The 26,086-nt window shown below is 38.6% G+C and carries 26 protein-coding genes; 23 read left to right on the top strand and 3 right to left on the bottom strand.

The window, feature by feature from the left end:
• The first annotated feature begins 27 nt into the window (after positions 1–27).
• On the top strand, positions 28–672 hold the full coding sequence (locus TY11_RS04120) for a DUF421 domain-containing protein (RefSeq protein WP_042143195.1): 645 nt from the start codon (positions 28–30) through the stop codon (positions 670–672).
• 35 nt (positions 673–707) lie between these two features.
• Here TY11_RS04120 and TY11_RS04115 read toward each other — a convergent pair whose 3' ends face one another.
• Entirely contained in the window at positions 708–1,964 is a 1,257-nt protein-coding gene (locus TY11_RS04115; protein ID WP_042143193.1) for a GGDEF domain-containing protein, read from the bottom strand.
• Positions 1,965–2,258: 294 nt separating this feature from the next.
• Here TY11_RS04115 and TY11_RS04110 point away from each other — a divergent pair, with 294 nt between their 5' ends.
• The 4 genes from TY11_RS04110 to TY11_RS04095 are packed head-to-tail and all read left to right on the top strand — an operon-like array spanning position 2,259 to position 5,934.
• On the top strand, positions 2,259–3,443 hold the full coding sequence (locus TY11_RS04110) for a carboxylate--amine ligase (protein WP_042143191.1): 1,185 nt from the start codon (positions 2,259–2,261) through the stop codon (positions 3,441–3,443).
• Positions 3,444–3,455: 12 nt separating this feature from the next.
• Positions 3,456–4,949, top strand: coding sequence for a Mur ligase family protein (locus TY11_RS04105; protein ID WP_042143188.1), 1,494 nt, complete (start codon positions 3,456–3,458; stop codon positions 4,947–4,949).
• A 37-nt stretch (positions 4,950–4,986) separates the two neighbouring features.
• Entirely contained in the window at positions 4,987–5,718 is a 732-nt protein-coding gene (gene cuyB, locus TY11_RS04100; protein ID WP_042143186.1) for a cysteate racemase, read from the top strand.
• A 12-nt stretch (positions 5,719–5,730) separates the two neighbouring features.
• The gene (locus TY11_RS04095) at positions 5,731–5,934 is read left to right on the top strand and encodes a hypothetical protein (RefSeq protein ID WP_042143184.1); all 204 of its coding nucleotides are present in this window, start codon (positions 5,731–5,733) and stop codon (positions 5,932–5,934) included.
• Between the two features lie 163 nt (positions 5,935–6,097).
• Here TY11_RS04095 and TY11_RS04090 read toward each other — a convergent pair whose 3' ends face one another.
• Entirely contained in the window at positions 6,098–7,099 is a 1,002-nt protein-coding gene (locus TY11_RS04090) for an NAD(P)/FAD-dependent oxidoreductase (RefSeq protein WP_042143182.1), read from the bottom strand.
• 604 nt (positions 7,100–7,703) lie between these two features.
• Between TY11_RS04090 and TY11_RS04085 the strand changes: the two genes are divergently transcribed.
• Positions 7,704–8,120: a PaaI family thioesterase gene (locus TY11_RS04085; RefSeq protein WP_042143180.1), complete on the top strand. Its 417-nt coding sequence runs from the start codon at positions 7,704–7,706 to the stop codon at positions 8,118–8,120.
• A gap of 25 nt (positions 8,121–8,145) precedes the next feature.
• On the opposite strand, the gene paaX is transcribed toward TY11_RS04085, so the two are convergent.
• Positions 8,146–9,006 carry a phenylacetic acid degradation operon negative regulatory protein PaaX gene (gene paaX / locus TY11_RS04080; protein WP_042143179.1) on the bottom strand — a complete coding sequence of 287 codons (861 nt, stop codon included), beginning with the start codon at positions 9,004–9,006 and terminating at the stop codon, positions 8,146–8,148.
• A gap of 496 nt (positions 9,007–9,502) precedes the next feature.
• Here paaX and paaA point away from each other — a divergent pair, with 496 nt between their 5' ends.
• The 17 genes from paaA to TY11_RS03990 all read left to right on the top strand — a co-directional run bounded on the left by paaA (position 9,503) and on the right by TY11_RS03990 (position 25,771).
• Positions 9,503–10,492, top strand: coding sequence for a 1,2-phenylacetyl-CoA epoxidase subunit PaaA (paaA, locus tag TY11_RS04075; RefSeq protein WP_042143176.1), 990 nt, complete (start codon positions 9,503–9,505; stop codon positions 10,490–10,492).
• Positions 10,493–10,507: 15 nt separating this feature from the next.
• Positions 10,508–10,861 carry a 1,2-phenylacetyl-CoA epoxidase subunit PaaB gene (gene paaB / locus TY11_RS04070; protein WP_369797384.1) on the top strand — a complete coding sequence of 118 codons (354 nt, stop codon included), beginning with the start codon at positions 10,508–10,510 and terminating at the stop codon, positions 10,859–10,861.
• Positions 10,858–11,679 (top strand): 1,2-phenylacetyl-CoA epoxidase subunit PaaC, encoded by an 822-nt coding sequence (paaC, locus tag TY11_RS04065; protein WP_042143172.1) that lies wholly within the window; start codon positions 10,858–10,860, stop codon positions 11,677–11,679. The genes paaB and paaC overlap by 4 nt, the downstream gene beginning before the upstream one ends.
• A 52-nt stretch (positions 11,680–11,731) precedes the next feature.
• Positions 11,732–12,235, top strand: coding sequence for a 1,2-phenylacetyl-CoA epoxidase subunit PaaD (paaD, locus tag TY11_RS04060; protein WP_042143171.1), 504 nt, complete (start codon positions 11,732–11,734; stop codon positions 12,233–12,235).
• Positions 12,236–12,265: 30 nt separating this feature from the next.
• Positions 12,266–12,571, top strand: a complete 306-nt coding sequence (locus tag TY11_RS04055) for an EthD family reductase (RefSeq protein ID WP_042143168.1) — start codon at positions 12,266–12,268, stop codon at positions 12,569–12,571.
• Complete coding sequence (locus tag TY11_RS04050) at positions 12,564–13,334, top strand: enoyl-CoA hydratase/isomerase family protein (RefSeq protein ID WP_042143166.1); 771 nt, start codon at positions 12,564–12,566, stop codon at positions 13,332–13,334. The genes TY11_RS04055 and TY11_RS04050 overlap by 8 nt, the downstream gene beginning before the upstream one ends.
• 5 nt (positions 13,335–13,339) lie before the next feature.
• On the top strand, positions 13,340–14,116 hold the full coding sequence (locus tag TY11_RS04045) for an enoyl-CoA hydratase-related protein (RefSeq protein WP_042143165.1): 777 nt from the start codon (positions 13,340–13,342) through the stop codon (positions 14,114–14,116).
• 48 nt (positions 14,117–14,164) lie between these two features.
• The gene (locus TY11_RS04040) at positions 14,165–15,685 is read left to right on the top strand and encodes an aldehyde dehydrogenase family protein (RefSeq protein WP_042143163.1); all 1,521 of its coding nucleotides are present in this window, start codon (positions 14,165–14,167) and stop codon (positions 15,683–15,685) included.
• A 294-nt stretch (positions 15,686–15,979) separates the two neighbouring features.
• Positions 15,980–16,855: a 3-hydroxyacyl-CoA dehydrogenase gene (locus tag TY11_RS04030; RefSeq protein WP_042143159.1), complete on the top strand. Its 876-nt coding sequence runs from the start codon at positions 15,980–15,982 to the stop codon at positions 16,853–16,855.
• The gene (locus TY11_RS04025) at positions 16,852–18,051 is read left to right on the top strand and encodes a thiolase family protein (RefSeq protein WP_042143158.1); all 1,200 of its coding nucleotides are present in this window, start codon (positions 16,852–16,854) and stop codon (positions 18,049–18,051) included. Before TY11_RS04030 ends, TY11_RS04025 begins: the two co-directional genes overlap by 4 nt.
• Positions 18,052–18,704: 653 nt before the next feature.
• A complete protein-coding gene (locus tag TY11_RS04020; protein ID WP_042143156.1) occupies positions 18,705–19,481 on the top strand; it encodes an enoyl-CoA hydratase-related protein in 777 nt (258 codons plus the stop codon).
• A gap of 13 nt (positions 19,482–19,494) precedes the next feature.
• Complete coding sequence (locus TY11_RS04015) at positions 19,495–20,463, top strand: NAD(P)H-dependent flavin oxidoreductase (protein WP_042143154.1); 969 nt, start codon at positions 19,495–19,497, stop codon at positions 20,461–20,463.
• A gap of 151 nt (positions 20,464–20,614) precedes the next feature.
• A complete protein-coding gene (pdhA, locus tag TY11_RS04010; protein WP_042143152.1) occupies positions 20,615–21,670 on the top strand; it encodes a pyruvate dehydrogenase (acetyl-transferring) E1 component subunit alpha in 1,056 nt (351 codons plus the stop codon).
• Between the two features lies 1 nt (position 21,671).
• Entirely contained in the window at positions 21,672–22,682 is a 1,011-nt protein-coding gene (locus tag TY11_RS04005; protein WP_042143150.1) for an alpha-ketoacid dehydrogenase subunit beta, read from the top strand.
• A 175-nt stretch (positions 22,683–22,857) separates the two neighbouring features.
• On the top strand, positions 22,858–23,871 hold the full coding sequence (locus TY11_RS04000; protein WP_042143148.1) for an ABC transporter substrate-binding protein: 1,014 nt from the start codon (positions 22,858–22,860) through the stop codon (positions 23,869–23,871).
• A gap of 123 nt (positions 23,872–23,994) precedes the next feature.
• A complete protein-coding gene (locus TY11_RS03995; protein ID WP_081755821.1) occupies positions 23,995–24,975 on the top strand; it encodes an ABC transporter permease in 981 nt (326 codons plus the stop codon).
• Position 24,976: 1 nt separating this feature from the next.
• A complete protein-coding gene (locus TY11_RS03990; RefSeq protein WP_042143146.1) occupies positions 24,977–25,771 on the top strand; it encodes an ABC transporter ATP-binding protein in 795 nt (264 codons plus the stop codon).
• The last annotated feature ends 315 nt before the right edge of the window (positions 25,772–26,086 follow it).

Below are 26,086 nucleotides of genomic sequence, written 5' to 3'. Positions count from 1 at the left end.
ATCTATAAGTGATGAGAGGAAGATTAGATGGAATTTGACTGGATTTGGAAAGCAGTTCTAATTGTTCTAGCGGGAACCATTTTGTTGAGATTTGCTGGGAGAAAATCAATTTCACAAATGACGTTGCCACAAACAGTTATCATGATTGGAATTGGGTCATTATTGATTCAACCTGTTGCCGATAAAAATATCTGGGTAACCATAGGTGTTGGTGCGATGTTGGTCATTACATTAATTATTATGGAATATACAGAGCTTAAGGGAGCAATGTTCGAAAAGATGGTTACGGGGCAATCTAAAGTAATAATAGAAAATGGAACCATAAATGAAACGAACCTAAAGAAAGTAAGATTAACCGTTGATCAGTTAGAAGCAAATCTACGACAACGTAGTGTAGCAAAGCTATCAGATATAGAATATGCAACTTTAGAGCCAAATGGGCAATTAGGTTTTGTGTTAAAGCAAGAGGCGCAGCCCGTAACGAAAAAGGAATTCCAACAGCTGATGAATATTATTCAACAAACAGTTACAACGAACAAAGAAGTAACAAAATTAAGTGACCAATTGGAACAGGTAAAACAGGAACTTAAAAAAGTGAAGAACCAAGATAATATATTTACTGAGGTAGCAAATAATGGCCACCACAAACAAGTACCGAAGCATCTTCAATAAAAAAGAGGAGGTAGCTGCGGATGGCCCCTCCTCCCTTATTCAAACCTAGCCGATAACGGAATATCGACCAATCCTTTTTTCGCTGAGATTCGATTTTTACCCTGGTCTTTTGACAAGATTAACAACTGGTCTGCATAGACATAAGCTTTCTTAATCTCCAAAGTTTCATTTGTTTTGTAATAGTAAAGCCCAAAGGATGCGGTCATGGATATATCGATGGTTTCATTCTCATATTCAGCAACAGCAGGAGTGTTTTTAATCCCTGCACGGATTTCGTCTACTAGGGATAAACATTCTTCATAACTTCTATTTCTAAGGAAAATGGTAAATTCTTCTCCGCCACTACGGAATAAATAGTCATCTTCTGAAAGATAGCTTTGTAAAAGGTGCGCAAAATGTTGAATAGCATGATCACCTACAGCATGGTTGTAATTATCATTTATCTGTTTAAACGAATCAATATCCGTCACAATAATTCCAAGTCGCTCTTTCGAGTTATTTAATTCAGCCATTTTCTTATCCATATAAGCACGATTATAGACCTCTGTAAGAAAATCAGTATAGGCCATTTGTTCAAACTTGTCCCGTTCTAGTTTATGCTGAATAGATTGGTTGATAGCGATGTTGGAGCGACTGACAAGATAATTTAACAGGAATAAACCAATAACCATTTCCCACTGGTTATCAAGAAGGAAGAAATATAGTAGCCCGTTTGAGAATGCGATCTTCCCCATATCTAAAATACTTCTACTTTTAATAAAGGCCATAGCATCCTTTAAACTACTTATTTCACCCATTGCTAAAAAGACAATGGTTAAGTAAACATGAGATAAAAAGCTCATAATGATAGCAATTAGAATAATTAGAAACCAAAAACCAAAAGGTACTTGCTCAAAAATTGGATATAGCCCATGGAAAAGGTAATATGCAATCGAACCATTTAGAGCAAAAGACCCAATGTTATAAAACGTATGTAATAATTCTTCATCATCAGCTACTTTTTTCTTTTTACGAATGAAAAAAACCGTCGTCATATAAAGGACTTCATAGATAAATACGCCAAGAGGTCCCCCATAAAGTGCTATTGCAAGACTATAAGGAATCGTGTAATCAACCCTCGCATTACCATGCTTAACAGCAACTCTCAAATGGTAATACAACGTTGAAAAGAAATAAAAAAGGAAGAGTGCAATCAGGTAACTTTGCATGTCTATTTTAATATTACCGGAACTTACAGCAATCACGACTGAAGTAACAAATAGAAATATTATGAAAACTTTATCTGCACGCATCGATTACACCCCCCTTTATCCAATGTATCTAGTAAACTCCCATCATTAAACTGGGTAAAAATTCCTATACATACAATATATCATACTTTAATCTCCATGCTTAAAGTATTTCCTAATAGATTTGTATATTATAATATGCATATAGTTATTTCTCCACGCATATTGACTTATTGAAGTAATATCTATACACGCGTATAATAAGGAGAGAATAGTAAGCTAAAATACACTAATGATATTTTCTAATAAAAATACAAACCCATGAATAGGATAATACCTAAAGTAGGAGAAAAGTATATGAATAATAAAGCAGTTGTTTTAGGTAATAATTATTATATAGGACTTAGTGCAATTAGGAGCCTTGGAAAAGAAGGTGTCCATACTGTAGCGGTTGATTATTCAGAAGAAGATCGTTATGGTGCTGCATCAAAGTATTGTTCGGAGAAGATACTCGTCCCGCATTATAAAAAAGAAACGAAAGAATTTATTCAAGCATTAATTGATTTTGCTAAAAAACAAGAGGAAAAGCCTGTCCTAATACCTTGCCATGATACATATTTGGAGGTAATAGATGCATATTTGGAAGAAATAAAAGACTATTATTTAATCCCGCAAACAGAACCGGGCCTAGCGAGTAGGGTGATGAATAAGGATACCTTACATGCTTTAGCGGTTGAGCATGGAATCAAAGTGCCAGAGACAGTTCGGATAAACGAACCTAATTTTAAGAAGCGGGTTGAAGAAGAAATAAAGTTTCCTTGTCTTGTGAAGCCTTTTGATTCACCAACATTTGTTAAGAAGTTCAGGAAAAAGATCTTTAAAGTTCATAATATGGAAGAGCTAGACGAGGCGCTGAACAAATCAAAAGAAGCAAACCTTGATGTGTTTGTACAGCGTATTATTCCGGGATTTGATGACCATATGTATACCTTCGATGCGTATTTGAACCAGAATTCTAAAGTTACTCATTGGACCACTTGTCAAAAGCTACGACAATATCCAATTAACTTTGGGGCATCTGTTTATACGATTCAAAAATACACCCCTGGAATTTTTGAGATTGGTTCGAAGTTTTTAGAGGGAATTAATTACAAAGGATTTGCAGAAATAGAGTTTAAAAAAGATGAAGAAACAGGAGAATACTATTTAATTGAAATAAATGCTAGGATTACTAACTTTAATCATTTACTTTATAAAGTTGGTTTGAATTTTCCGTATATCACCTATCGAGAAATGATTGGATCCCCACTTGAGCCAAAAGCAGTGACAGATACAACCAATCGAGCTTTTTGGTATGGATACGAGGACTTTTTAGCGGTGAAAGATTATATTAAAACGGGTCAACTTAAATCTTCAGAGGTTGTAAAATCCTTATTCCGACCAAAAGCATATGCAATCTTTAGTTTAAGTGATCCAAAGCCAGCTGTTGCCTTTATGAAAACTAGGGTTAGTAAATTATTTGGTGGCCGAACAAAGAATTAGGAGGAAGTCTGTATGCGATTAAGCGAATTATTGAAAGTAATAGAAGTAACGAATAACAGGGAAGTAGAAGCACTGGAAATTAATAAAGTCTCTTACCATTCGCAAAAGGTAGAGGAAGGAGATCTCTTTGTATGTGTGAAAGGGTTTAAAACAGATGGCCATAAGTACCTTCCAGATGCAGTAAAACGTGGAGCAGTGGCTGCTGTAGTAGAAGACTTCCAAGAGGATATTCAAATTCCACAATATGTGGTTAGCGATAGTCGTGTGGCATTAGCACAATTAGGTGCTACGTTTTATCGAAATCCATCTAGCAAAATGACAATGATTGGTATTACGGCGACTAACGGAAAAACAACAACTTCATACATGACAAACGCTATTTTAGAGGCAGAAGGACGCAAAACTGGTCTAATTGGTACAGTTATTGTAAAAAATGGGAATAAATCATTCCCGGCAGAATTAACAACACCTGAATCATTGGATTTACAACAATATTTAGGCGAAATGGTTGAGAATGATGTGACGCATGTAACAATGGAGGTATCTTCTGCTGCATTAGAGTTAAATCGTGTAGAAAGTGTAGCGTTTGATATTGTCTCCTTGAATAATATGAGCAAGGAACACATGGAAATGCATGGTACCTTTGAAAAGTATTTCGAAGCAAAATCAAGCTTAATCCGAAATGCTTCAGAAAATAGCTATGCCGTATTAAATCTAGATGATCAATATTCAGCTTCTTTGGTAGACCAAACAAAAGCAACGGTTATTTCATTTGGATTGAACAGTAATGAGGGTTATCTTCATTGTAAAAACCTTGATTTAAGTACCGGAAGAGGTAAATTTACAGTCGAGATCTTAAAACCGTTTGATGCTAATGGTATAAAGTATGAGCCTAGTGAATTTGAAGTTGAACTAGCTGTACCAGGTCTGCATTCTGTTTATAATGCAATGGTCGCTATTACCATTTCTCTTCTAAGTGGTGTAAGAATATCAACTATTCAGGAAACGCTAAAAGAATTCTCTGGTGTACCAAGAAGATTTGAGTTTATATATGAGGATGAAATTAAAGTGGTGGATGACCACTTTGCAAATCCGGGAAATATAAATGTAACTCTTCAAACCCTAGATTTTATGGATTATGACAATTTGCAATTAGTATATGCAATTAGGGGGCAAAGAGGTGCAACAATTAACCGTGAAAATGCAGAAGTAATTGTAAAATGGGCTGAAAAACTTAAAATTAATGAAGTCATTGCAACCCGAAGTGTTTCCCATACAACACCAAAGGACGAAGTGACTGATGATGAAGTAAACGCATTCCTGGAAGTCATGAATCAAGCGAATATTACTGTTCACTTGTATGATGAATTACCAGATTCTATAAATGATGCATTATCCAAATCAACTAAAGGTGATTTGGTATTGCTTGCTGGTTGTCAAGGAATGGATTATGGTGCAGGAATCGCACTTGAAGCTTTAAATAAAGAAAATGCTGAGGTAAAATAATAGTTGTAGGCAGCACTAGATAAAGCAGGTGGAACGAATGAATAGAAAAAAGCTCGGTGTGTTAGGTGGAATGGGACCTGCAGCAACATCGTTATTCTTTGAGAAAGTAATTGAAAATACGGAAGCGAGTAAAGATCAGGAGCATATTGACATGGTTATACTTAACCATGCCACCATTCCGGATCGGACAAGGGCTATTTTAGAGAATCATAAAGAACCGTTTTTAGAAGCGGTTCAAAAGGACTTTAAGATATTTGAATTGGCAGAGGTTGATCATATATCTATACCATGTAACACGTCACATTATTTTTATGATGAGATGCAGGCGATGACTTCTATTCCAATTATTAATATGATTGAAGAAACAGTGAAATTTATACGTGAGAAATTTGGACAAACTGCTAAAGTTGGTATTTTAGCAACTGATGGAACGGTAAATACAGGTATATATCAGGACGAATGTCATAAATATAATATGAAGGCTCTTGTTCCTAATGTGCAAAATCAAGAAAAAATAATGCAAACCATCTATGACTTTAAAGCCAATAAGCCAGTAGATGTACGAGGATTTGAACAGATTATTGAAAAAATGATTCATCAGGAAAAGTGTGATTGTGTCATTTTGGGGTGTACAGAGCTTTCGTGTATTGAGATTGCAGCACATTTGAGACCGTACGCTGTGGATGCAATGCAAGTACTAGTGAATGAATCCATCATTCTTTCCGGAAAAGAAATTAAGAAGGAAGAAGTTGTTCCAAACTTTGAGTAAGGGGGGAGATTCATGATATCACATAAAGATGAATTTGATGAATTCTTACTCGAGTCGTTCAAGGATGGTAGAACTGTTCGTGAACTAAGACTATCAGAAGCTGAAGCAAATTACATTAAAATCAAAGTACCAAAAGCAAAGTTTAAGAAGATAGCAGATCATTTGAATCAGTCGTCAAAAGAATGGTATGAAGTAGATACAAGACGCACTAAATGAGCAATGAGGATGTTTCAAGGAGGGGTTACCCCGATATGAAACATCCTCATTTTTACGTAAAAAAAGGATACAATTTTAGCGAAAGAATAATACGAAGAAGGTAAACTATTTTTAAAAGTGCGACTAGGACATTCGTCTAAAAACTTTGCGAATGCCAAGTTTTTTAATGCTTTGGTGCAGAAAACAAATGGGTACTGTGTACGCTAAGCTTTGCCTTTGGATTAAGGAAAGATTTAGCATGGTTGACAGCTATAGTTGCTTCCCCAAAACCAGTTGCAATTAACCTAGGTTTACCATCATAGGAACAAATATCTCCCGCAGCAAAAATCCCTGGAATAGATGTCTCCATTTTTCCGTTTACGTGTACTGCATTTTTGGTTGTTTCAAGTCCCCAGGTTTTTATTGGACCAATATTTGTAATGAAACCATAGTTAACAATAATTTCGTCCACTTCGAAAGTGTTTTGGTGTTCCCCTTTAACCTCTTGAATGATAACATTCTCCACTTGTCCATTACTACCGAATATCTTCGTTAATTCAAATGGTGTTTGAATAAGGATAGACGACTCTTTAAGCTGTGTAAGACTATGTTCATGTGCTCTAAACTCGGACCTGCGATGAATAAGTGTAACACTACTTGCGACATCCACCAAAGCAAGTGCCCAATCCACAGCAGAATCACCTCCACCACAAACTAGAACCCTCTTACCTGTGAAGCTATCTAACTGTTTTACAAAGTAATGAAGTGTCTGCCCTTCAAATTCTGTCGCATTATCTATTTTCAGTCTTCTCGGTTCAAATGCACCTGCACCTGCAGAGAGGATAATGGTTTTTGAAAAATGGATTCCTTTAGATGTGATAATTTTAAACGTACCATCTTCCGGCTGGATAATATCCTGAACTTGCTCATTTAGACATATCGTAGGAGAAAATGTTAGTGCTTGTTTATGCAGTTGAAAAACTAAGTCCTTTGCTTTAACACCAGGAAAACCTGCAACATCGTAAATAAATTTATCGGGATATAACGCCGCTAATTGCCCACCAACCTCTGGAAGACTATCAATAATCTTTACAGTTGCCTCTCGCATACCAGCATAAAATGAAGTGAACAATCCTACTGGCCCAGCCCCAATTATCGTAATATCCACCATTTCATGATTTTCCATCTGTATGGCTCCTTTTTTTGAGAATGAATCTTTTATAATTACAGTATACTAATATAACGTTTTTAAAACGTATTGTTAACTAGTGATATATAAATAATAAAAATATAATTGCTAATTGTCAATTTAATTTGGGAAAATAAAATAAATACCATCTCTTCCCCTACATTTTTTTGGTCATTTTAGGGTTTTAAACGAAAATCATAACATTTTGATTAGTAGATTGAATTAATATTTATTTGGGTAAATTTTGATAGTATTGACAATTAATATAACAAAACGTACTATTTTAATAACGTAATAAAAACGGTATAAATATTGAATTGAAAAATGGCTGTTTTCTAAAGGGAGTTGTAAATTATATAATTTGTTAGAAACTGTGCGGTAAACTTCAGGAATTATTGAGCCATACATCATTTTGAAGAGGGTTTAAGGATGTCTCTAAAAGCGTCTAATTAAGATACACCAATATTAGCGAAGTGTATTTCCTTAGCGGGTATGTTGCTTAACCATAAATCATTAGTAACAGCACAATATCTATCAACCGTGAAAGTAAAAGCAACAAACATTTAGATAACAGCCAAAAACGATAAGGAAGTGGAAATATATGAAATATACGATATCTGATTTACAACAGGTAGTATCACATGGATTGACTCCTCCACCTTGTGATACTACCATGCAGGTGAAGGTTAATTTTGCAGAAGATGGAATTTCTAAAGGAATTTGGCATGTTGATCAAAAATACATAAATGGATTAGGGGTAGTAATGGGAGGTTTTATGTCTAGTGCTGCTGATATTTTAATGGCGTATGCAATTGCTTCTAAACTAACGGAGAGCCAAGGGTTTGTTTCTATCGATTTGGATACAACTTTTCATCGTCCGGCATTTGAAGGGGAAATTAACGTTACTGCGAGGGTAGAAAAAATGGGAAGAACTTTAGCCTATGTAGTTGCAGATTTAGTTCAGAATGATAAGAAAGTAGCTACTTGTGTGTCATCCCTGTTAATACAACAAAAATAGATAACAAAAAAGTAGCATATTTATGCTACTTTTTTAGGTCAACTTGTATTTTATCTAACTCACCTTGCTCGTAGACTTCTTTAAAGAAGCGTCGAGCTGGTTCGATGAGCATGTGATAGTAGTCGTTAAAGAGGGATGCTGCAGAATCTCCCAGCCATTTCTTTGGTAATAATTCCTGTGGTAAATTAGGATCAATAAATAAAAATTTGCGATATTGGTGAACTAAAAGGGCAGACTTCACAAAACAGCTCCCATCACTTATTTCACCTTTTTCGATTTTATTTTTATCAATCACATATTTCTGACTGTACTCTTGGATAAATATCTGATACTTTTCATTTACTTCATCTAGATTCCAACACTTTTGGACAAGTTCTTCAGGACTATTCTTTCCAATATAAGAGGCATTAAAGAAAGAAACATATTCACTAATATCATATTTATCTATTAATACATTAACCTGTTCTTCTAACGGATTAGGTGATATCCAACAACTATTGGACAATAATCCGAAGCCACTCCATACTAGTTCTTTTCGGAGCTCGTCACGGATATGTCGTTTGTTTTCAGGAATGGTATAAACTAGAATCCGCCAATTTTCATCCCAGGAAGGGTGTTCCGATTTATAAATACGCCGAGAAGCTTCTTCCATTCTTGCTTTACCACGCTCGGTTAATGAATAATAGCTTTTATTCCCTAATTTCTTTGACTCCACCCAGCCTTGCTTGCTCATCCGCGAAATAGCAGCTCGAACTGATTGCTCATTATGACCAAATTCCTGCAACAATCGAATTAAACTTCCAATCCAAATAACATTATCATAATGCCGTATGTAATCCCCAAATAAGGTAAAAATCATTGATCTAGTATTAAATTGCTTCTCCATCAAAACTCCCTCTCTTTATAAATGACCCAAATTACTTATATTTATTGTTCGTACAAATATTATCAGAAATGACGTTAATTGAATAGGTAACAAAATATAGAATTTCCTTATTAAGGTTTGATTTGGGATAGGGAATCCTATATAACATATTTCCTCTGAGTGAACCGAATACAAGTAGACTCTCGCGGGAGGCTCTCCAGCCGCCCGACTCAAGGCAGACACTGCGATGGTACCTTCGGGCAAATGTCGCCCCTGTGCTGGAAGTAAAAGCGTAGTGTATTCGGGTCATGGGTCTAATTAAATAGCATGATAATAATCATACGCTATTCATAAAAATGTGATACTAACATACATAATACTACATTCAAATGCCCAAATAAATCAATTTTAGTACAAATAGTCAATTTAAATTGTGAAAATTTTAAATAATCATATTGTCATTAGTATGACACTTTGCTATTATAACGTTAAAGAAACGTTATGAGAGGGTGGTACGATGTATAACTATGTGGAAGATGGAGATTCCAAAACAACCGCATATGTAGAGCACGACCAAGAGAAATCAGATGCATTTATGGCCCGAATTGAAGCAGGAGAAAAAATTGAAGCCGATGACTGGATGCCTGCTGATTACCGTCAGGCATTAATAAAATTAATATCTATGCATGGAATCAGTGAAATAATGGGAGCTCTACCTGAAAAAGAGTGGGTGCCTAAAGCACCAACATTAAGAAGAAAACTAGGAATTATGGCGAAAGTTCAAGATGAAATGGGCCATGGCCAACTATTATTACGTGTCGCCGAGGATCTCATGAAGCCATATGGAAAGACTAGAGAAAATCTAATGGAAGATTTATTAAACGGAGACTTGAAGTTTCATAACGTTTTCCATATGCCAACGAAAACATGGGCAGATGCTGGAATGGTTGGATGGTTAGTTGATGGGGCAGCTATTATATCTCAAACCAATATGCTAGATGCTTCTTATGGTCCATACCAAAGGGCATTACAACGAATCTGTCAGGAAGAAGTCTTCCATGCGCAACATGGAGAATCTATTATTATGGCATTAGCAGAAGGAAACCAGTACCAACGGGATATTTTACAAGAATCATTGAATCGTTGGTGGCCTTCACTCCTCATGTTCTTTGGACCAGCATCGGCTGAAACAACTGGTTCATCAAAACAAGATATTATGATTAAGTACAAGATTCGCAAGAGTACAAACGAAGAGTTGCGCCAAGCATTTTTATCAAAATATATGCCTCGGGTATTTTCGTTAGGGCTGACTGTTCCGGATGAAACTATCCGATATGACGAAGTAGAAGAAAAGTGGATCTATAAACAACCAGATTGGGATGAGTTTAAGCAAATTATCCGTAATAATGGTCCACGTTCTAAAGAACGACTACGCTTAAGGGAAATCGCTTATGAAAATAATCGTTGGGTACGCCAAGCACTTGCAACTGAACCAGTTAATGTTTAAATGGGGGGGACAAATGTGACGAAGGAATCAGACTTTTATCAAATATATGAAGTGTTCAGTAGGAGAGGAAATAAAGCACCAATGCAACATCAATTTAGCCTACTAGCACCAAATCGTGAAATGGCGATGATGATGGCCCAAGAGAACTTTATGCGACGAGAAGATGTAATTGATCTATGGGTTGTCAAACAAAGTGATATTCGAAAAATGACCAGCGAAGAAAGACAAAACATGACCAATCGATTAGATAATAAAGATTATCGTACTACAAAGGGCTATGGTTACTTAAGGCAAAAGTGGAAGGAGAAAGAGCAAGGCATGTTAGATGAGAAAGAAATCATGTCTTGGAAAGAGGTGAAGAAAAAATGAGTCAAGTTGTTGAAACGGCGGAACATGCAAAAAAGGACGCTACTTATTTTCTAGCACTAAAAGAACTTCTTTTCCAATTAGCGGATGACGATTTACTAATTGCATTTAGAGGTTCTGAATGGTTAGGGTTAGCTCCTCATGTAGAAGAAGACGTTGCATATTCATCGATTACACAAAATACAATGGGCCATGCTGTGATGTATTATAACTTGCTAGAAGAGCTTGGAATAGGAACAGCGGATTTACTTGCACATGATAGAAAGTCAGAAGAACGAAGAAATGGTATTTATTTAGAAAAACGAAATGGGGAAGGAAATTACCTAGATGAGCCGTACTATGATTGGGCTTTAGCAGTAGTTCGAAATTACTTCTATGAAGCTTTCAAAAAGATTAAATTGGAAGCGGTTGCAAATGGTAGCTATAAACCATTGGCAAATGTTGCAAGAAAAGTACTAATGGAACATCATTATCATCTGGCACATTGGAAGCTATGGATAAAACAACTTGGTTCTTCATCTGATGAAGCTAAAAAACGAATTCAGGGCCGTGTCAAGGAAGCTTGGGAAGAGTTTGCGGATGTCCTTGAATTAGGAAAACATGCAAATGATATAAGGAGCCATAATCTAGTAAGTATTGGTGAAGAAGAAATGAAGGATAGGTGGATAGACGAGGTAAGGACAGTTTTGGTGGAGATACCGGATGGTTCGTTAGGAAAGAAATATGGTAGCGGTCGGAATGGTGACCACACACAAGATCTAGAACAGGCAGTCAATACGCTAGCAGAAGTGTATAACAGTGATAAAACTGCAGCCTGGTAATGGTATGTCACTGCATATTCGCGAATAGAAATAGGAGGAGAGGAGGAGAGACATGAACGAGATAAATAGACTTCAAGAAATTAATGCAGTTCTAAAAACTGTCGATGATCCAGAACTCCCTTCTGTTAGTGTTTACGACTTAGGTATGGTTCATGATGTAGCGCTTAATGAAAATGAAGTGGAAATTAAGATGGTTCCAACATTTGCTGGGTGCCCGGCATTGGACTTTATTGAAATCAAAGTAAAAAGGGCGGTAGAGGAACTGGAGTGGGTTCAATTGTGTCGGGTTAAGTTTACGATGGAACATCAGTGGTCAACAGATGCTATTACGGAAAAGGGGAAAGAGGAACTTAAGAAACATGGTATTGCTCCGCCACCTGAGAACTACCAACCTGGGGATGAATGGACGCTAAATTGCCCGTATTGTAACTCTGATTACACCTCAATGGAAAACGTCTTTGGCCCAACGGCTTGTCGAAGTATTTTATATTGCAGTGCATGCAAGAATCCATTTGAAGCAATGAAACCAGTGGTTCAACCACTCCATTTAAAGTGAAACTTACAATAATTATTAGGGGGATTTAAAATGGTAAAACTAATTGCATTATACAAACAACCGGAAGATAAGGAAAGATTTGATGAGCATTATTTCAACACTCATGCACCGATTACGAGCAAGATTCCTGGTTTGCGAAAAATGGAGGTTACAAGAATAGTAGGTTCACCGATGGGGGAGAGTGAGTTCTATCTGTTGTGTGAGATGTACTATGACGACCATGATTCATTACAAAAGGCAATGAGAACGGACGAAGGAAAGGCATCCGGGAGAGATGTTATGAAATTTGCTGGCGATCTCGTCACACTAATGATTGGTGAAGAGGTAGATGAGTAAGTATATTAAAGCTTTTTCGGAAGATGGTGTAGGCGTTGTTCAATTGCATCGTCCAGAAGTGTTAAACGCATTGAATCGGGTAATGGTAGATGAAATTGTAAACCAGTTAGAGTCTTTTGATAAGAATGATACAATTCGAGTCATTGTTCTAATAGGAAATGAGAAAGCCTTTGCGGCGGGTGCGGATATCGAGGAAATGATGGAAGCAACTCCGCTGACTCTGGAATTATTAAACCCATTTGTTGAGTGGGACAAAATTGGCAGAATAAAAAAGCCAATCATAGCAGCGGTTAATGGTTTTGCTTTAGGTGGGGGTTTTGAATTGGCCCTACATTGTGATTTGATTGTTGCTGCAGAGGATGCCAAATTCGGCTTTCCAGAAGTGAAGCTAGGTGTTTTACCTGGTGCAGGCGGGACACAATTTTTAACAAAGGCAATGGGTGTACGAAAAGCGCTGGAGTGGATTTGGTTAGGAGAGCCAATGTCGGCAGACGTAGCGTATGAGTATGGTGTGATTAATCGAATGATTGCTCCAGAACTAGTAATGGAGGAAACGATGCGATTAGCTAAACAGTTAGCGAAACAACCTCCGATATCGTTACGGTTAATTAAGGAAGCGGTACATGCAGCTGTAGATTTATCGTTGCAAGATGGAAAAAATCTAGAACGAAAAAACTTTTACTTAGCATTTGCTTCTGAGGATCAGAAAGAAGGCATGCGTGCATTTTCAGAGAAACGTCCAGCCTCGTTTAAGGGGAGGTAACCCATATGAATTATGAAACAATAATTTATGAGAAAAAAGGTAAAGTAGCGACCATAGTGCTTAATCGTCAGGCTGCATACAATGCGTTTACGGAACAGATGAATCTAGAAATAGTAAAAGCATTGCGTATTGCGACTAAAAACGAAACGGTTAAATGCATTGTCATAACAGGGAGTGGAAAGGCGTTCTGCTCGGGGCAAGATCTAGCAGATGTCGATGAGAATACGAATCATGCAAGTTTTTTAAGAGAACGATATCACCCAATGCTACAAGTGTTAAAGGAAACACCTAAGCCAATTATTGCTGCCATAAATGGAACGGCGGCAGGAGCGGGAATGGGATTAGCTTTTGCATGTGATTTTCGTCTGATGAGACGTAATGCAAAGTTGGTTAGTGCATTTATGAATATTGGGCTTGTTCCTGATTCAGGTTTTCTATATATGCTACCTCGATTAGTTGGTTATGCAAAAGCATTAGAAATCGCTGTCTTAGGGAAGCCACTTCTAGCAGAAGAGGCATCAGGGCTGGGTTTGGTAACAGAAGTTTTTGATGAAGAATCATGGGATGTACAAGTTGAGGCATTTGCGGAGAGGGTGGCAAGTTTACCAACAAAGGCATTCTCATTAATTAAACGATATATGCTCGATAGCATGCATACCGATTACGAAACGTTTCTTGAACAAGAGGCATTTGCCCAAAGGATTGCTGGCCTTTCGGAGGATCATCAAGAGGGGCTTAAGGCATTTGCGGAAAAACGACAACCGAATTTTATCGGTAAATAAGGTTGGCTTAGGTGCATCAAGTTTCTAAGGAGATAAGGAGGAAAACTAATGGAACAAATAGTAGCAGAAAAGATCACAACAGTTGGAGAAATGAAACGGTCCCATTATGCCATGATTATTAATGGGGAACGCGTAGAGGGTGTGTCAGGAGAAGTATTTGAAACGTTTGATCCCGCAAAAGGGGAAGTTATTGCCACTATTGCTAAGGCAACAACGGAGGATGCAGAAAAGGCGGTACAAGCTGCACGTAATTCTTTCGATAATGGGAAATGGCGTAAATATCCAGTAGGAAGGCGTGCGCGGGTTTTAAATAAAATAGCTGAAATTATGCGTAGTCGTTTTAAAGAACTATGTGAACTTGAAGTCCTAAATAGTGGTAAATCTATTGGTGCAGCACAGGTGCAGATTAATCAGGCCATTGAGGATTTTGAATTTTATGCAGGTGCAATTGTTGGTCATCGCGGAACAGTTAATAATATGCCAAATGGATTTTTTAACTATACACATAAAGAACCTGTAGGTGTGTGTGCCCAAATTATACCTTGGAACTATCCAATGATGATGGCAGCTTGGAAAATCGCTCCGGCTATAGCTGCAGGCTGTTCGGTGGTCGTGAAGCCTGCAAGCTTAACTCCGATTACTGCTATTGTGCTTAATGAGATTTGCCATGAAGCTGGCGTGCCAGAAGGTGTTGTAAACACACTTCCAGGTGCTGGGCAAGTAGTTGGTGATTACCTGGTAACACATAAGGATGTAAATAAAGTTGCTTTCACTGGGTCAACTCCAACAGGTAGAGATATTATGGAGAAAGCATCGAGTACATTAAAGAGGTTAACACTTGAATTAGGTGGAAAGTCACCAAGTATTATTTTTGAAGATGCGGATTTAGAAGCGGCTGTTGCCGGTTCCATATTTGGTATCTTCTTTAACACGGGACAGTCCTGTGAGGCAAGGTCACGTCTATTTGTTCACGAGGCTATTTATGATGAGTTCATGGAACAATTCGTCTCTAGAACACAGAAGCTAAAGCTTGGTGATCCATTTGATAAAGCGACACATGTTGGCTCTATCATTAGCCGTAGTCAATTAGAGAAAATTGATGGATATGTTCAATCCGCACGAGTTGATGGAGCAACCATATTAACTGGTGGAAAAGAAATGAAAATAGAAGGATTTGAAAATGGCTATTGGTATGAGCCAACCATTATCGCAGATGTTACCCCAGATATGAAAGTAGTACAGGAAGAAATCTTCGGACCAGTTGTCGTTGTAGAGAAGTTCACCGACGAACGGGAAGTTATTAAACGAGCGAATGATACAGAATACGGCTTAGGATCGGCAGTGTGGACAACAAACCAAGCAAGGGCAACCCGGGTAGCACACCAAATCCAAGCAGGAATCGTCATGATCAACAGCCCGTTCTCAGCCTTCCCAGGAACACCGTTCGGGGGTTATAAACAATCCGGCTTCGGCCGCGAACTAACCGTAGAAACACTAGACCTATACATGGAAGACAAAAGCGTTCTTTCCTACTACGGCCCAAAACCAATCAACCCATTCGGGGTTTAGTGGTTGGTTAGTTGCTTTTTAACGATAATTTTCATTGGATTAAGAGAACCTATGAAAGCACTGAGCAGCCGGAATACATGAAGAATCCTGTGGGAGAAAAGGCATCGGTGAGACCCCGCAGTGGGAAAGCACGAGGAGGCTCACCAGCCGCCCACTGCAAGGTAGACACTGCGAGGTCTTTTCGAGCAGATGTCGGCCCTGTGCTGGAAGTGAAAGCGGAGTGTATTCCGGCTGCGGGTTAGGCAGTTATTGTGTTCTTGAAAATGCCTTTACTTATAGAAAGGATGGCCACCAATGACAATAAAAAAAATAACCGTCGTTGGAGCCGGCATAATGGGCCGAGGCATAGCTTATATCTCAGCCCAAGCAGGCTTTCAAACGACACTTGTTGACATATCACTAGAACAACTAAACAACGCCCTACAAGAAATGAGAAAACTATCCAAAAAAGCAATTTCCAAAAATAGAATAACCGATTCCGAAGCAAGAGCACTATTTTCCAATTTACATACCTCACTAGATCTGGTTGCCGCAATAGAAGAAACAGAATATGTAATCGAAGCTGTACCAGAACAACGAGAATTGAAAAAAAACGTCCTAGAAACAATTGACCAACATGCACCAAAACAAATTGTCATAGCTTCAAACACTTCAACCATTAGCCCAACAGAGCTAGGTTCTTATACCAAAAGACCAGAACAGGTTGCAGCAATGCACTTCTTCAATCCAGTTCATCGTATGCGTTTAGTTGAAATTGTCAAAGGGTTAGAAACTAATGCAGAAACAGTTAGCGTTATTCGTGAAGTGGCAGAAAAAATGGGCAAGGAAACAGTTGAAGTAAATGAATTTCCAGGTTTTGTGACGAGTCGAATAAGTGCCATGGTTGGCAATGAAGCTTTTTATATGCTCCAAGAAGGAGTGGCCACACCTGAAGATATTGATAAAGCAATCAGGCTAGGCTTAAATTACCCAATGGGACCTCTAGAACTTGGTGACCTTGTTGGATTAGACACAAGACTAAATAACTTAAAGTACCTACATGAAACATTAGGAGAAAAATTTCGTCCAGCACCTTTGCTAGAGCAATATGTAAAGGCGGGAAGACTCGGTAGAAAAACTGGACGCGGAGTATATGATTATACAAATGATGGCGAGAGGATTAAAAAATGAAAGATGTTGTTATTGTAGATGCAGTAAGGACGCCTATCGGTAGATATAAAGGAGTGCTTAAAGATATTCGTCCAGATGACTTAGGTGCAACCGTAATCAAAGCACTAATAGACAGAAATCCAACGATTACACCAGAAGCTATAGAAGAAGTTGTTTTAGGTAATGCCAATCAAGCGGGTGAAGATAATAGAAATGTAGCGAGAATGTCTGCTCTATTAGCAGGACTCCCGGTTGAGGTTGGGGGGACAACTATTAATCGTCTGTGTGGTTCAGGTTTAGATGCTGTTATGTATGCAGCGCGTGCTATTGCAGTAGGTGAAGGTGATATTTTTATAGCTGGCGGTACCGAGAGTATGACCCGTGCTCCGTTTGTAATGGCAAAACCTAATAAAGAGTTTCCTAGAGGAAATATGGAGCTTTATGATACGACGATAGGCTGGAGGTTTGTAAACCCTTCTCTTGAGAAAATGTATGGCATAGATTCCATGCCACAGACAGCAGAAAATGTAGCAGAACGATATGGTATCAGTCGTGAAGAACAAGATGAATTCGCGTATGAAAGCCAAATGCGTGCGAAGAAAGCCATGGAAGAAAATCGGTTTTCAGATGAGCTTATTCCGGTAATTTATCATGATAAAAAAGGTAATGAAATTCGAGTGGATATAGATGAGCATCCACGCCCAGATACTTCGATGGAGAAACTTTGCAAGTTAAAACCGCTATTTGATAACGGTACGATAACCGCTGGTAATGCTTCTGGGGTAAATGATGGAGCATCAGCGCTCCTCTTAATGAGTGCTGATAAAGCAAAGGAGTTAGGCTTGAAACCATTGGCTCGATATGTGACAAGTGCAACTGCAGGAGTTGAGCCAGCTGTTATGGGGCTAGGCCCGATTCATGCATCTAGAAAGGCATTGAAGCGTGCTGGTCTATCCATATCTGAAATTGGATTAGTAGAGTTGAATGAAGCATTCGCAGCCCAATCTCTAGAAAGTATCCGCCAGCTAGAGTTAGATTCCAAGATTGTGAATGTTAACGGTGGCGCTATTGCCTTTGGTCATCCCTTAGGGGCAAGTGGTGCAAGGATATTAACGACATTGATACATGAAATGAAGAAGCGGGATGTTCAATATGGTTTAGCGACAATGTGTATTGGTGTTGGTCAAGGAATTTCGGTGATTGTGGAGGGGTTATAGAAGTTAAAAAGAATAGCTGTTTTATAAAAGATTGTTGTTACTTATATTTTATACAAAATGTGCGGTACTTAAGATGCTTGTCACAGCACCGTACCCGCTACGGAAATACACTCCGCTTTTACTTCCAGCACAGGGGCGACATCTGCTTGAAAGAACCATCGCAGTGTCTACCTTGCCGCGGGCGGCTGGTGAGCCTCCTCGTGCTAAAGCACTGCGGGGTCTCACCGATGCCTATCCTCCCGCAGGAGTCTCCGTGTATTTCCTACGATAGTGTTGAGTGAAATAAATTAAAGCAATCAAAACCAACACAAAAATCATTTGCTACCTTAAATTAGAAAGCTTAAACTAGCGCAGGCAGAATACGGAGACTCCTACGGGAATAGCACGTGTCCGAAGACCCCGCAGAGGCGAACTTTCCTCGAGGAGGCTGAGGCCGTGCCCGTGGAAAGCGGAGTATTCTGCCGGAGCGGTAGCATTAAGCCTCACCAGATCTAATAAAGTTACCGCACAATTTCTAATCAACCGTGAAAATAAAAGCAACAGACATTCCAAAAACAGCAAAAACAATCAACATAAAAACGTAAAAAAACATCAGCGCCGATATAGAACTAATATACCAAAGAAACCTGACATAGCTAGAAAGGAGCAAACCAATGCAATCCATCCTATTTCAAAAACAACATAATATTGCTTACATCACATTAAATCGAGAAGAAGCACTAAACGCATTTAATTATCAAATGCTATCGGAACTTCAGGAGACCATACAACAGATCCATCTAGACAAAGAAATACGAGCAGTTATTATTACTGGCGCAGGAGAGAAGTCTTTTAGTTCAGGTGCAGATCTGAAAGAGCGTAGAACATTAACAGATTCACAAGTAAGGAGAAATGTTAAGGCAATCCGTGACTGTTTTGATTCAATCGCTAATCTGCCACAGCCAACCATTGCCGCGGTGAATGGATACTGTTTTGGTGGTGGGTTTGAACTGATGATAGCTTGTGATTTTACGATAGCCGGTAGGGAATCGAAATTGGGTTTAACGGAAACAAGCTGGGCAATTATCCCAGGTGCAGGTGGAACTCAACGCTTACCGAGGTTAATTGGTGAGATGAAGGCAAAAGAGCTTATTCTAACAGCGAAAAAGATTGCAGCTGAAGAAGCTTTTGAACTAGGGCTAGTTTTGAAAGTAGTAGAAAAGGATTCCTTACTTGAGGAATGTGAGGATCTAGCTAAAAAAATACTTAGGAATGGTCCAGTGGCAGTTACCCAAGCGAAGTATGCGATTTCTCTTGGGATGAATACTGACTTGAAAACAGGTCTAGATATTGAATCAAAAGCATATGAACTTACCATTCCAACAAAAGATAGATTAGAAGCATTACAAGCTTTTAGTGAAAAGAGAGCACCTAACTTTCGAGGGGAATGATGGAGGTATATACATGAATCGGGTAACTAGGTTATTAAGCATCCAATATCCAATCATTCAAGGTGGTATGGGGAATATCTCGAATGCAAAGCTTGCTGCTGCCGTATCTGAAGCAGGAGGGTTAGGGACTATCGGCTGTGGCACGATGTCTGGGGAGCAAGTGGAAGAAATAATTCTCCAGACAAAGGAATTAACGGATAAGCCATTCGCCTTGAATATCGCCATTAATGTTTCCCCTAATGTAGATAAGTTAATCGAACTAGCTATTAAGCATGATATACCAGTAATATCTCTATCTGCTGGTAATCCTACTCCTTTTATTTCTAAACTTCATGAACATGAGAAGGTAGTTCTTGCAATTGTTGCTACAGTGAAACATGCAATCAAAGCAGAAAAAGCTGGGGCAGATATGTTAGTAACAGAGGGCTATGAAGCGGCCGGGATAAACTCTCCTTATGAACTGACTACATTTACGCTAGTTCCCCAGGTTGCTCAAAAGGTAAATGTTCCAGTTATTGCTGCTGGAGGAATTGGTGACGGGAAAGGTTTAGCTGCTGCATTAATGCTTGGTGCAGAAGGTGTCCAGATCGGTACACGATTTATTGCAACTAAAGAAGCCCCGTTTCACGAAAACTATAAAGAGCAGCTCATAAGAGCGAGTGGTACCGATACGGTTATTATTGGTAGAAGCTTTGGGAGAATAAGGAGGGTATTGAATTCAAGCTATATACAGGAGTTAATAGAACAGGAAAAGATTGGGGTTAGTTTACAAGACTACGGAAAATTCACTTCTGAAAAACATCATGTTCTTGGAGCGATTAAGGGGGATCTAAGCAGTGGATTCCTAAATAGTGGGCAGGTCGTAGGTTTAATCAATGACATACCTAGCGTGAAGGATTTAATCGAAGATATGATAAAAACAGCAAATAATCGTATGCAAGTGGGAGCAACATTACTAGAATCTATTGCCCAAACTAATTAATTTATAAAATTAAAATATTTCAAAATATTTAATTGACCGAGTAATGGCGCAGTGATAAAATGACGTTAATATTACGTCGAAATACCTAATTCAATAGTTGCAGATATGCGTGCAAGGTCAGTTTACTAGACTCAGAATTGGAGGTTTATCGATGGTAGAATCATTTCCAATGAAAAAAGTAATCGATGAACAAGGGAACTTGGTTACGGCAAGTGATAGGGATTTGATTGACCAAGAGTTAGTACAAACAGCATATTATCATATGTATCGTATCCGTACATTTGATAAGAAAGCAAAAAGCTTACAGCGACAAGGACGAATTGGAACATATCCTCCCTTTGAGGGACAAGAGGCTGCACAGGTCGGAAGTGCACTTGCATTGGGTGAAGATGATTGGTTATTTCCTACATATCGAGATCATGGGGCAATGTTAACTTTTGGGGCAAATATGACGCGAACATTTCTATATTGGAATGGTAGATTAGAAGGTTGCATACCTCCGGACGGAAAAAGGATTTTCCCTGCTGCGGTACCAATTGCAACACAGATTCTACATGCAACGGGTGCCTCATGGGCGGAGAAGCGAAAAGGAACCAAGAACATTGCCATTGCATATTTCGGTGATGGTGCAACCTCAGAAGGGGACTTTCATGAGGGACTTAACTTTGCAAGTGTATTTCAAACACCTACGATTTTTTTTAACCAAAATAATGGTTATGCTATTTCCGTTCCATTTGAGAGACAGATGAATTCATCTACAATTGCACAAAAAGGAGTAGCTTACGAGATTCCTAGTGTTCGTGTAGATGGTAACGACTTCTTTGCTGTCTTTTTTGAAATGCAAAAGGCCGTTAATCGAGCAAGGTCTGGAAAAGGTCCCACCTTAATCGAGGCAGTAACATGGCGTACTGGTGCTCATACCACTGCAGATGACCCAACGAAATATCGACCAGAGGGTCTAGGTCAAGATGTAGTTGATCCTATCCTTCGATTCGAACGATTTATGAAAAATGAAGGCTTTTGGAATGATGATTTTGCTGTAAACATCCATAAAGAAGTTGAAAACGAAATTGAAGCAGCTGTAAAGGAAATGGAGTCCTATCCGAAGGCAAATGTAGAAGATTTATTTGATCATGTATTTGCAGAGCTTCCAAATCAATTAGTAAATCAAAAAGATTCTTATCTGCAGTTGTTAAGGGGGAAGTAATATGACAAGCAACATCACAGAAACGAAGATTGCTACAAAAAGCATTACCCTAATTCAAGCAATAAATGATGGAATGAAAACAGTACTAGAACGCGATGATACTACGTTAATTCTTGGTGAAGATGTTGGTAAAAACGGAGGAGTTTTCCGGGCAACTGATGGACTTCAAGAAATATTTGGTGATGACCGCGTTATCGATACTCCTTTATCTGAATCGGGGATTATTGGGACGTCAATTGGACTTGCGGTGAATGGTTTTAAACCAATTGCCGAGATTCAATTTATGGGTTTTATATATCCAGCGTATGACCAAATTATGACACATGCTTCTCGAATTCGAATGCGTACAATGGGGCGTTTTTCAGTTCCGATGGTAATACGTGCTCCGTTTGGTGCTGGTGTTCGTGCTCCGGAGATCCACTCGGATAGTGCAGAAGCGTTATTTACACATATGCCAGGAATCAAAGTCGTTTGTCCAGCAACACCATATGATGCAAAGGGATTGCTTATCTCTGCAGTAGAGGATCCAGATCCTGTGCTTTATATGGAACCAATGCATAATTACCGTTCCTTCCGTGAAGAAGTTCCAATAGATTATTATACGGTTGAGATAGGTAAGGGCATTAAGCGCACGGAAGGTGAAGATGTTACACTAATCACTTGGGGAGCTATGGTTCCTTTAGTAGAGAAGGTTGCAAATCAGGCAAAGGAAAATGGAATTAGCTGTGAGGTAATCGATCTTAGAACGCTATATCCAATTGATGAGGGACTAATTGCCGAATCCGTCAAAAAGACAGGTAGAGCAGTTATCATACATGAGGCACCAAGAACTGGTGGATTGGGAAATGACATTGTATCTATTATTAACGATACATCTTTCCTGTATCTTAAGGCACCAATTGAAAGGGTAACCGGATTTGATGTTCCAGTTCCTTTCTCCAGCTTAGAGAGTCATTATCTACCGACACCAGATAGAATTTTAAAAGGAATTGAAAAAGTAACTAATTTTTAGAAAAGGGGGACGGGACAGAAAATTATTTTTATTGTCGAAAAACTTTGAAGGACTTAAGGGTAAGCGTTTCCAAAATTATAGAATTATCAAAAAACAGGCTTGACTAAGGTTTTCAGTATGTTATAATTTCTCAAATTATAGTTTCAGATTAGTGGAGAATAAGGGGGAGTATAGAATGAAAAGAGGACTTCAAGTTTTAGTCATAGGAATCATTAGTTTAGTAGTATTAGCAGCATGTGGTTCAGGTTCAAATGGGGATAGCTCAGATGGCGACGGTGGAAAGTCTTATAAGATTGGTGCTTCACAAATTGTTGAACATCCATCATTGGACAAAGCTTATGAAGGTTTTAAAGCCGCATTAGAAGAAGCAGGTCTTGATGTAGAATATGACTACAAAAGTGCTCAAGGGGATCAAAACAATTTAAAACCAATTTCTGATGGTTTTGTTGCAGATAACGTGGATCTAATTTTTGCAAACTCTACACCTGCTGCACTATCTGCACTCGAAGCCACAAAAGATGCAACCGATATTCCGGTAGTTTTCACATCTGTTACAGATGCCGTTGAATCAGGAATAGTAGAGGCAATGGATAAACCAGGTGAAAACATTACTGGTGTTGTGGATCTTCATCCAGATGCAATTCAAGAAACAGTTAAATTTATTGATAAGTATTTCCCTGATGCGTCAGTTGGATTAATTTATAATGCTGGTGAATCTAACTCTGTTACACAAATCGAAGCAGTAAAAGCTGCTGGTGAAGGTACTTCTTTAAGTTTTGAGGAACGTACTGTGGGGAACTCCTCAGAAGTTCAACAAGCAGCACAGTCATTAGTAAGTGAAGTTGATTTATTCTATATTGTAACGGATAACATGGTAGTATCAGCACTTGAAAGTGTTGTAGCTGTTGCTAATGAACAAGACATTCCGTTAGTTGTTGGTGAGCCTGACTCATTAGCTAAAGGTGGATTCGTAACGTTTGGTATTGACTATTTTACTATTGGTAAGCGTACAGGTGAGATGGCTGTTGAAATTTTAAAGGATGGAAAATCTCCGCAAGATATTAATGTAGAGTATCCACCAGAAATTCAATTGTTCATCAATAAGGGAGCTGCAGAAGAACAAGGCATTGAATGGAATGCTGATTGGGATGAAGATGCTCAATTTGTAGAGACAGTTGAAGCTGAGTAATTAAGAAACGAATGTACCCTATAAGTCAAAAATTTGAAGCAGGCTCAGATGCCTGCTTCTCTATTCTAAAGAGTTTATTTCCACATTGGTCTGAGTAGTTGTGGAAAAGGAGGTAAATGAAAATTGGCTTTAGCATTATTTGGTGCTGTTGAATCTGGAATTATATATGCAATTATGGCTTTAGGGGTATATTTAACCTTCCGAGTATTGGATTTTCCTGATTTAACGGTAGATGGTAGCTTTGTGACCGGTGCTGGTGTGGCGGCGATTTCTATTGTTAATGGAGTTTCTCCTGTCGTCGCGACATTGATGGCAATCGTAGCAGGATTTATTGCGGGTTGTATTACCGGTCTTCTTCATACAAAAGGGAAAATTAATGCACTATTATCAGGGATTTTGATGATGATTGCACTGTATTCTATTAATCTACGTATTATGGATTCACCGACCGTTTCATTACACAATCAACCCACTATTTTTTCACAGCTTCGAGATTTATGGCCAGTTGGAATAGATAACTTCTTTAATGGTATTTTTACTGCGCTTGGGTCAGAACGTGCTCCGGCAACATGGGTGATTGTATTTTTCATGATTGTTGTGGTCTTAGCCATAAAATACCTAACTGATTTTTTCTTGAAAACCGAAGTAGGGTTAGCATTACGTGCAACAGGTGATAATAAACGGATGATTCGTAGTTTGTCAGCAAATACAGATAATCTAATCATATTAGGTGTTGGTATTTCTAACGCAATGGTTGCACTGAGTGGGGCTTTAATTGCCCAGATCGGTGGATTCGCCGATGTTTCCATGGGAATAGGTATGATTGTTATCGGTCTAGCATCAGTTATCATTGGAGAAGCACTAATTGGTAAAAGGACAATTGCCATTGCAACCATCGCTGTAATCGGTGGTGCTATTGTTTATCGTATGGTCGTTACCTTAGCGCTTCGTGTGGATTTCTTAGAAACTGGCGACATGAAGATGATAACAGCTTTTATTGTAATGGTTGCACTTATTGCGCCTAGAATAATTCAAGCGCGCAAAGATAAAAAACGCCGATTACAAAAACGTGCTGCACTTAGTCAAGTAAGGGAGGGCGCCTAATATGCTACATGTCAAAGATGTTGCAATTACTTTTAATGAAGGTACTCCTGATGAAAAGAAAGCATTGCAGGGAATTAATTTAGAGCTTCATGAAGGAGAATTTGTGACGGTTATTGGTAGTAACGGTGCAGGCAAATCAACCCTTATGAATACCATCTCTGGTAATCTAGTTCCGGATGTTGGAGAAGTGATTATTTCTGGTAAGAATGTAACAATGCTTCCTGAATTTAAGCGTTCTGCTTTTATCGGACGTGTTTTCCAAGACCCGATGGCTGGTACTGCGCCTTCGATGACGATTGAAGAGAACTTAGCGATGGCATATTCACGAATCAGAAAAAGAAAACTAAAGCCCGGTGTTACAAAACAACGTAAAGCCGAATTCAAAGAGCATTTGAGTACATTGAATTTGGGGTTAGAAGACCGTTTAAACGCAAAAGTAGGTTTATTGTCCGGTGGAGAACGCCAAGCTCTTTCCTTATTAATGGCAACCTTCACTAATCCTAACATTCTTTTACTTGATGAACATACTGCTGCTCTTGACCCAGCGCGTGCCGAATTGATTACAAACCTAACCAAGAAGGTTGTAGATGAATACGGGTTAACAACCTTAATGGTTACCCATAATATGCAACAAGCACTTGATTTAGGAAACCGCTTAATTATGATGGACAAAGGACAAATTATTTTAGACATCAAAGGTGAAAAGAAACAAGAACTAACAATTGAAGATTTATTAAAAGAATTCCAACGTATACGTGGGGAGCAGTTTGAAAGTGACCGTGCGGTGTTGGGGTAATATGACAAACAGGAGCGAAATTGCTCCTGTTTTTTCGTGGTCTTTTGTTTTGGGTAATGGGAAGGACTAATGGACACTTTCGACTGGAAATCTGTCCAAAGTGCCTATGAGAGCAAGTCTCAAGGACACTTTTCAGTATAAATCCGTCCAAAGTGTCTATGAGAGCAAGTCTCAAGGACACTATTCAGTATAAATCCGTCCAAAGTGTCTATGAGAACAGGTCTCAAGGACACTTTTCAGTATAAACCCGTCCAAAGTGTCTATGAGAGCAAGTCTCAAGGACACTATTCAGTATAAATCCGTCCAAAGTGTCTA

Source organism: Paucisalibacillus algeriensis (assembly GCF_000577245.1).
In the GTDB taxonomy this organism is placed as follows: Bacteria; Bacillota; Bacilli; order Bacillales; family Amphibacillaceae; genus Ornithinibacillus.
Note: the sequence above shows the minus strand (reverse complement) of the source record. Positions and strands in the feature narration are given on the sequence as shown.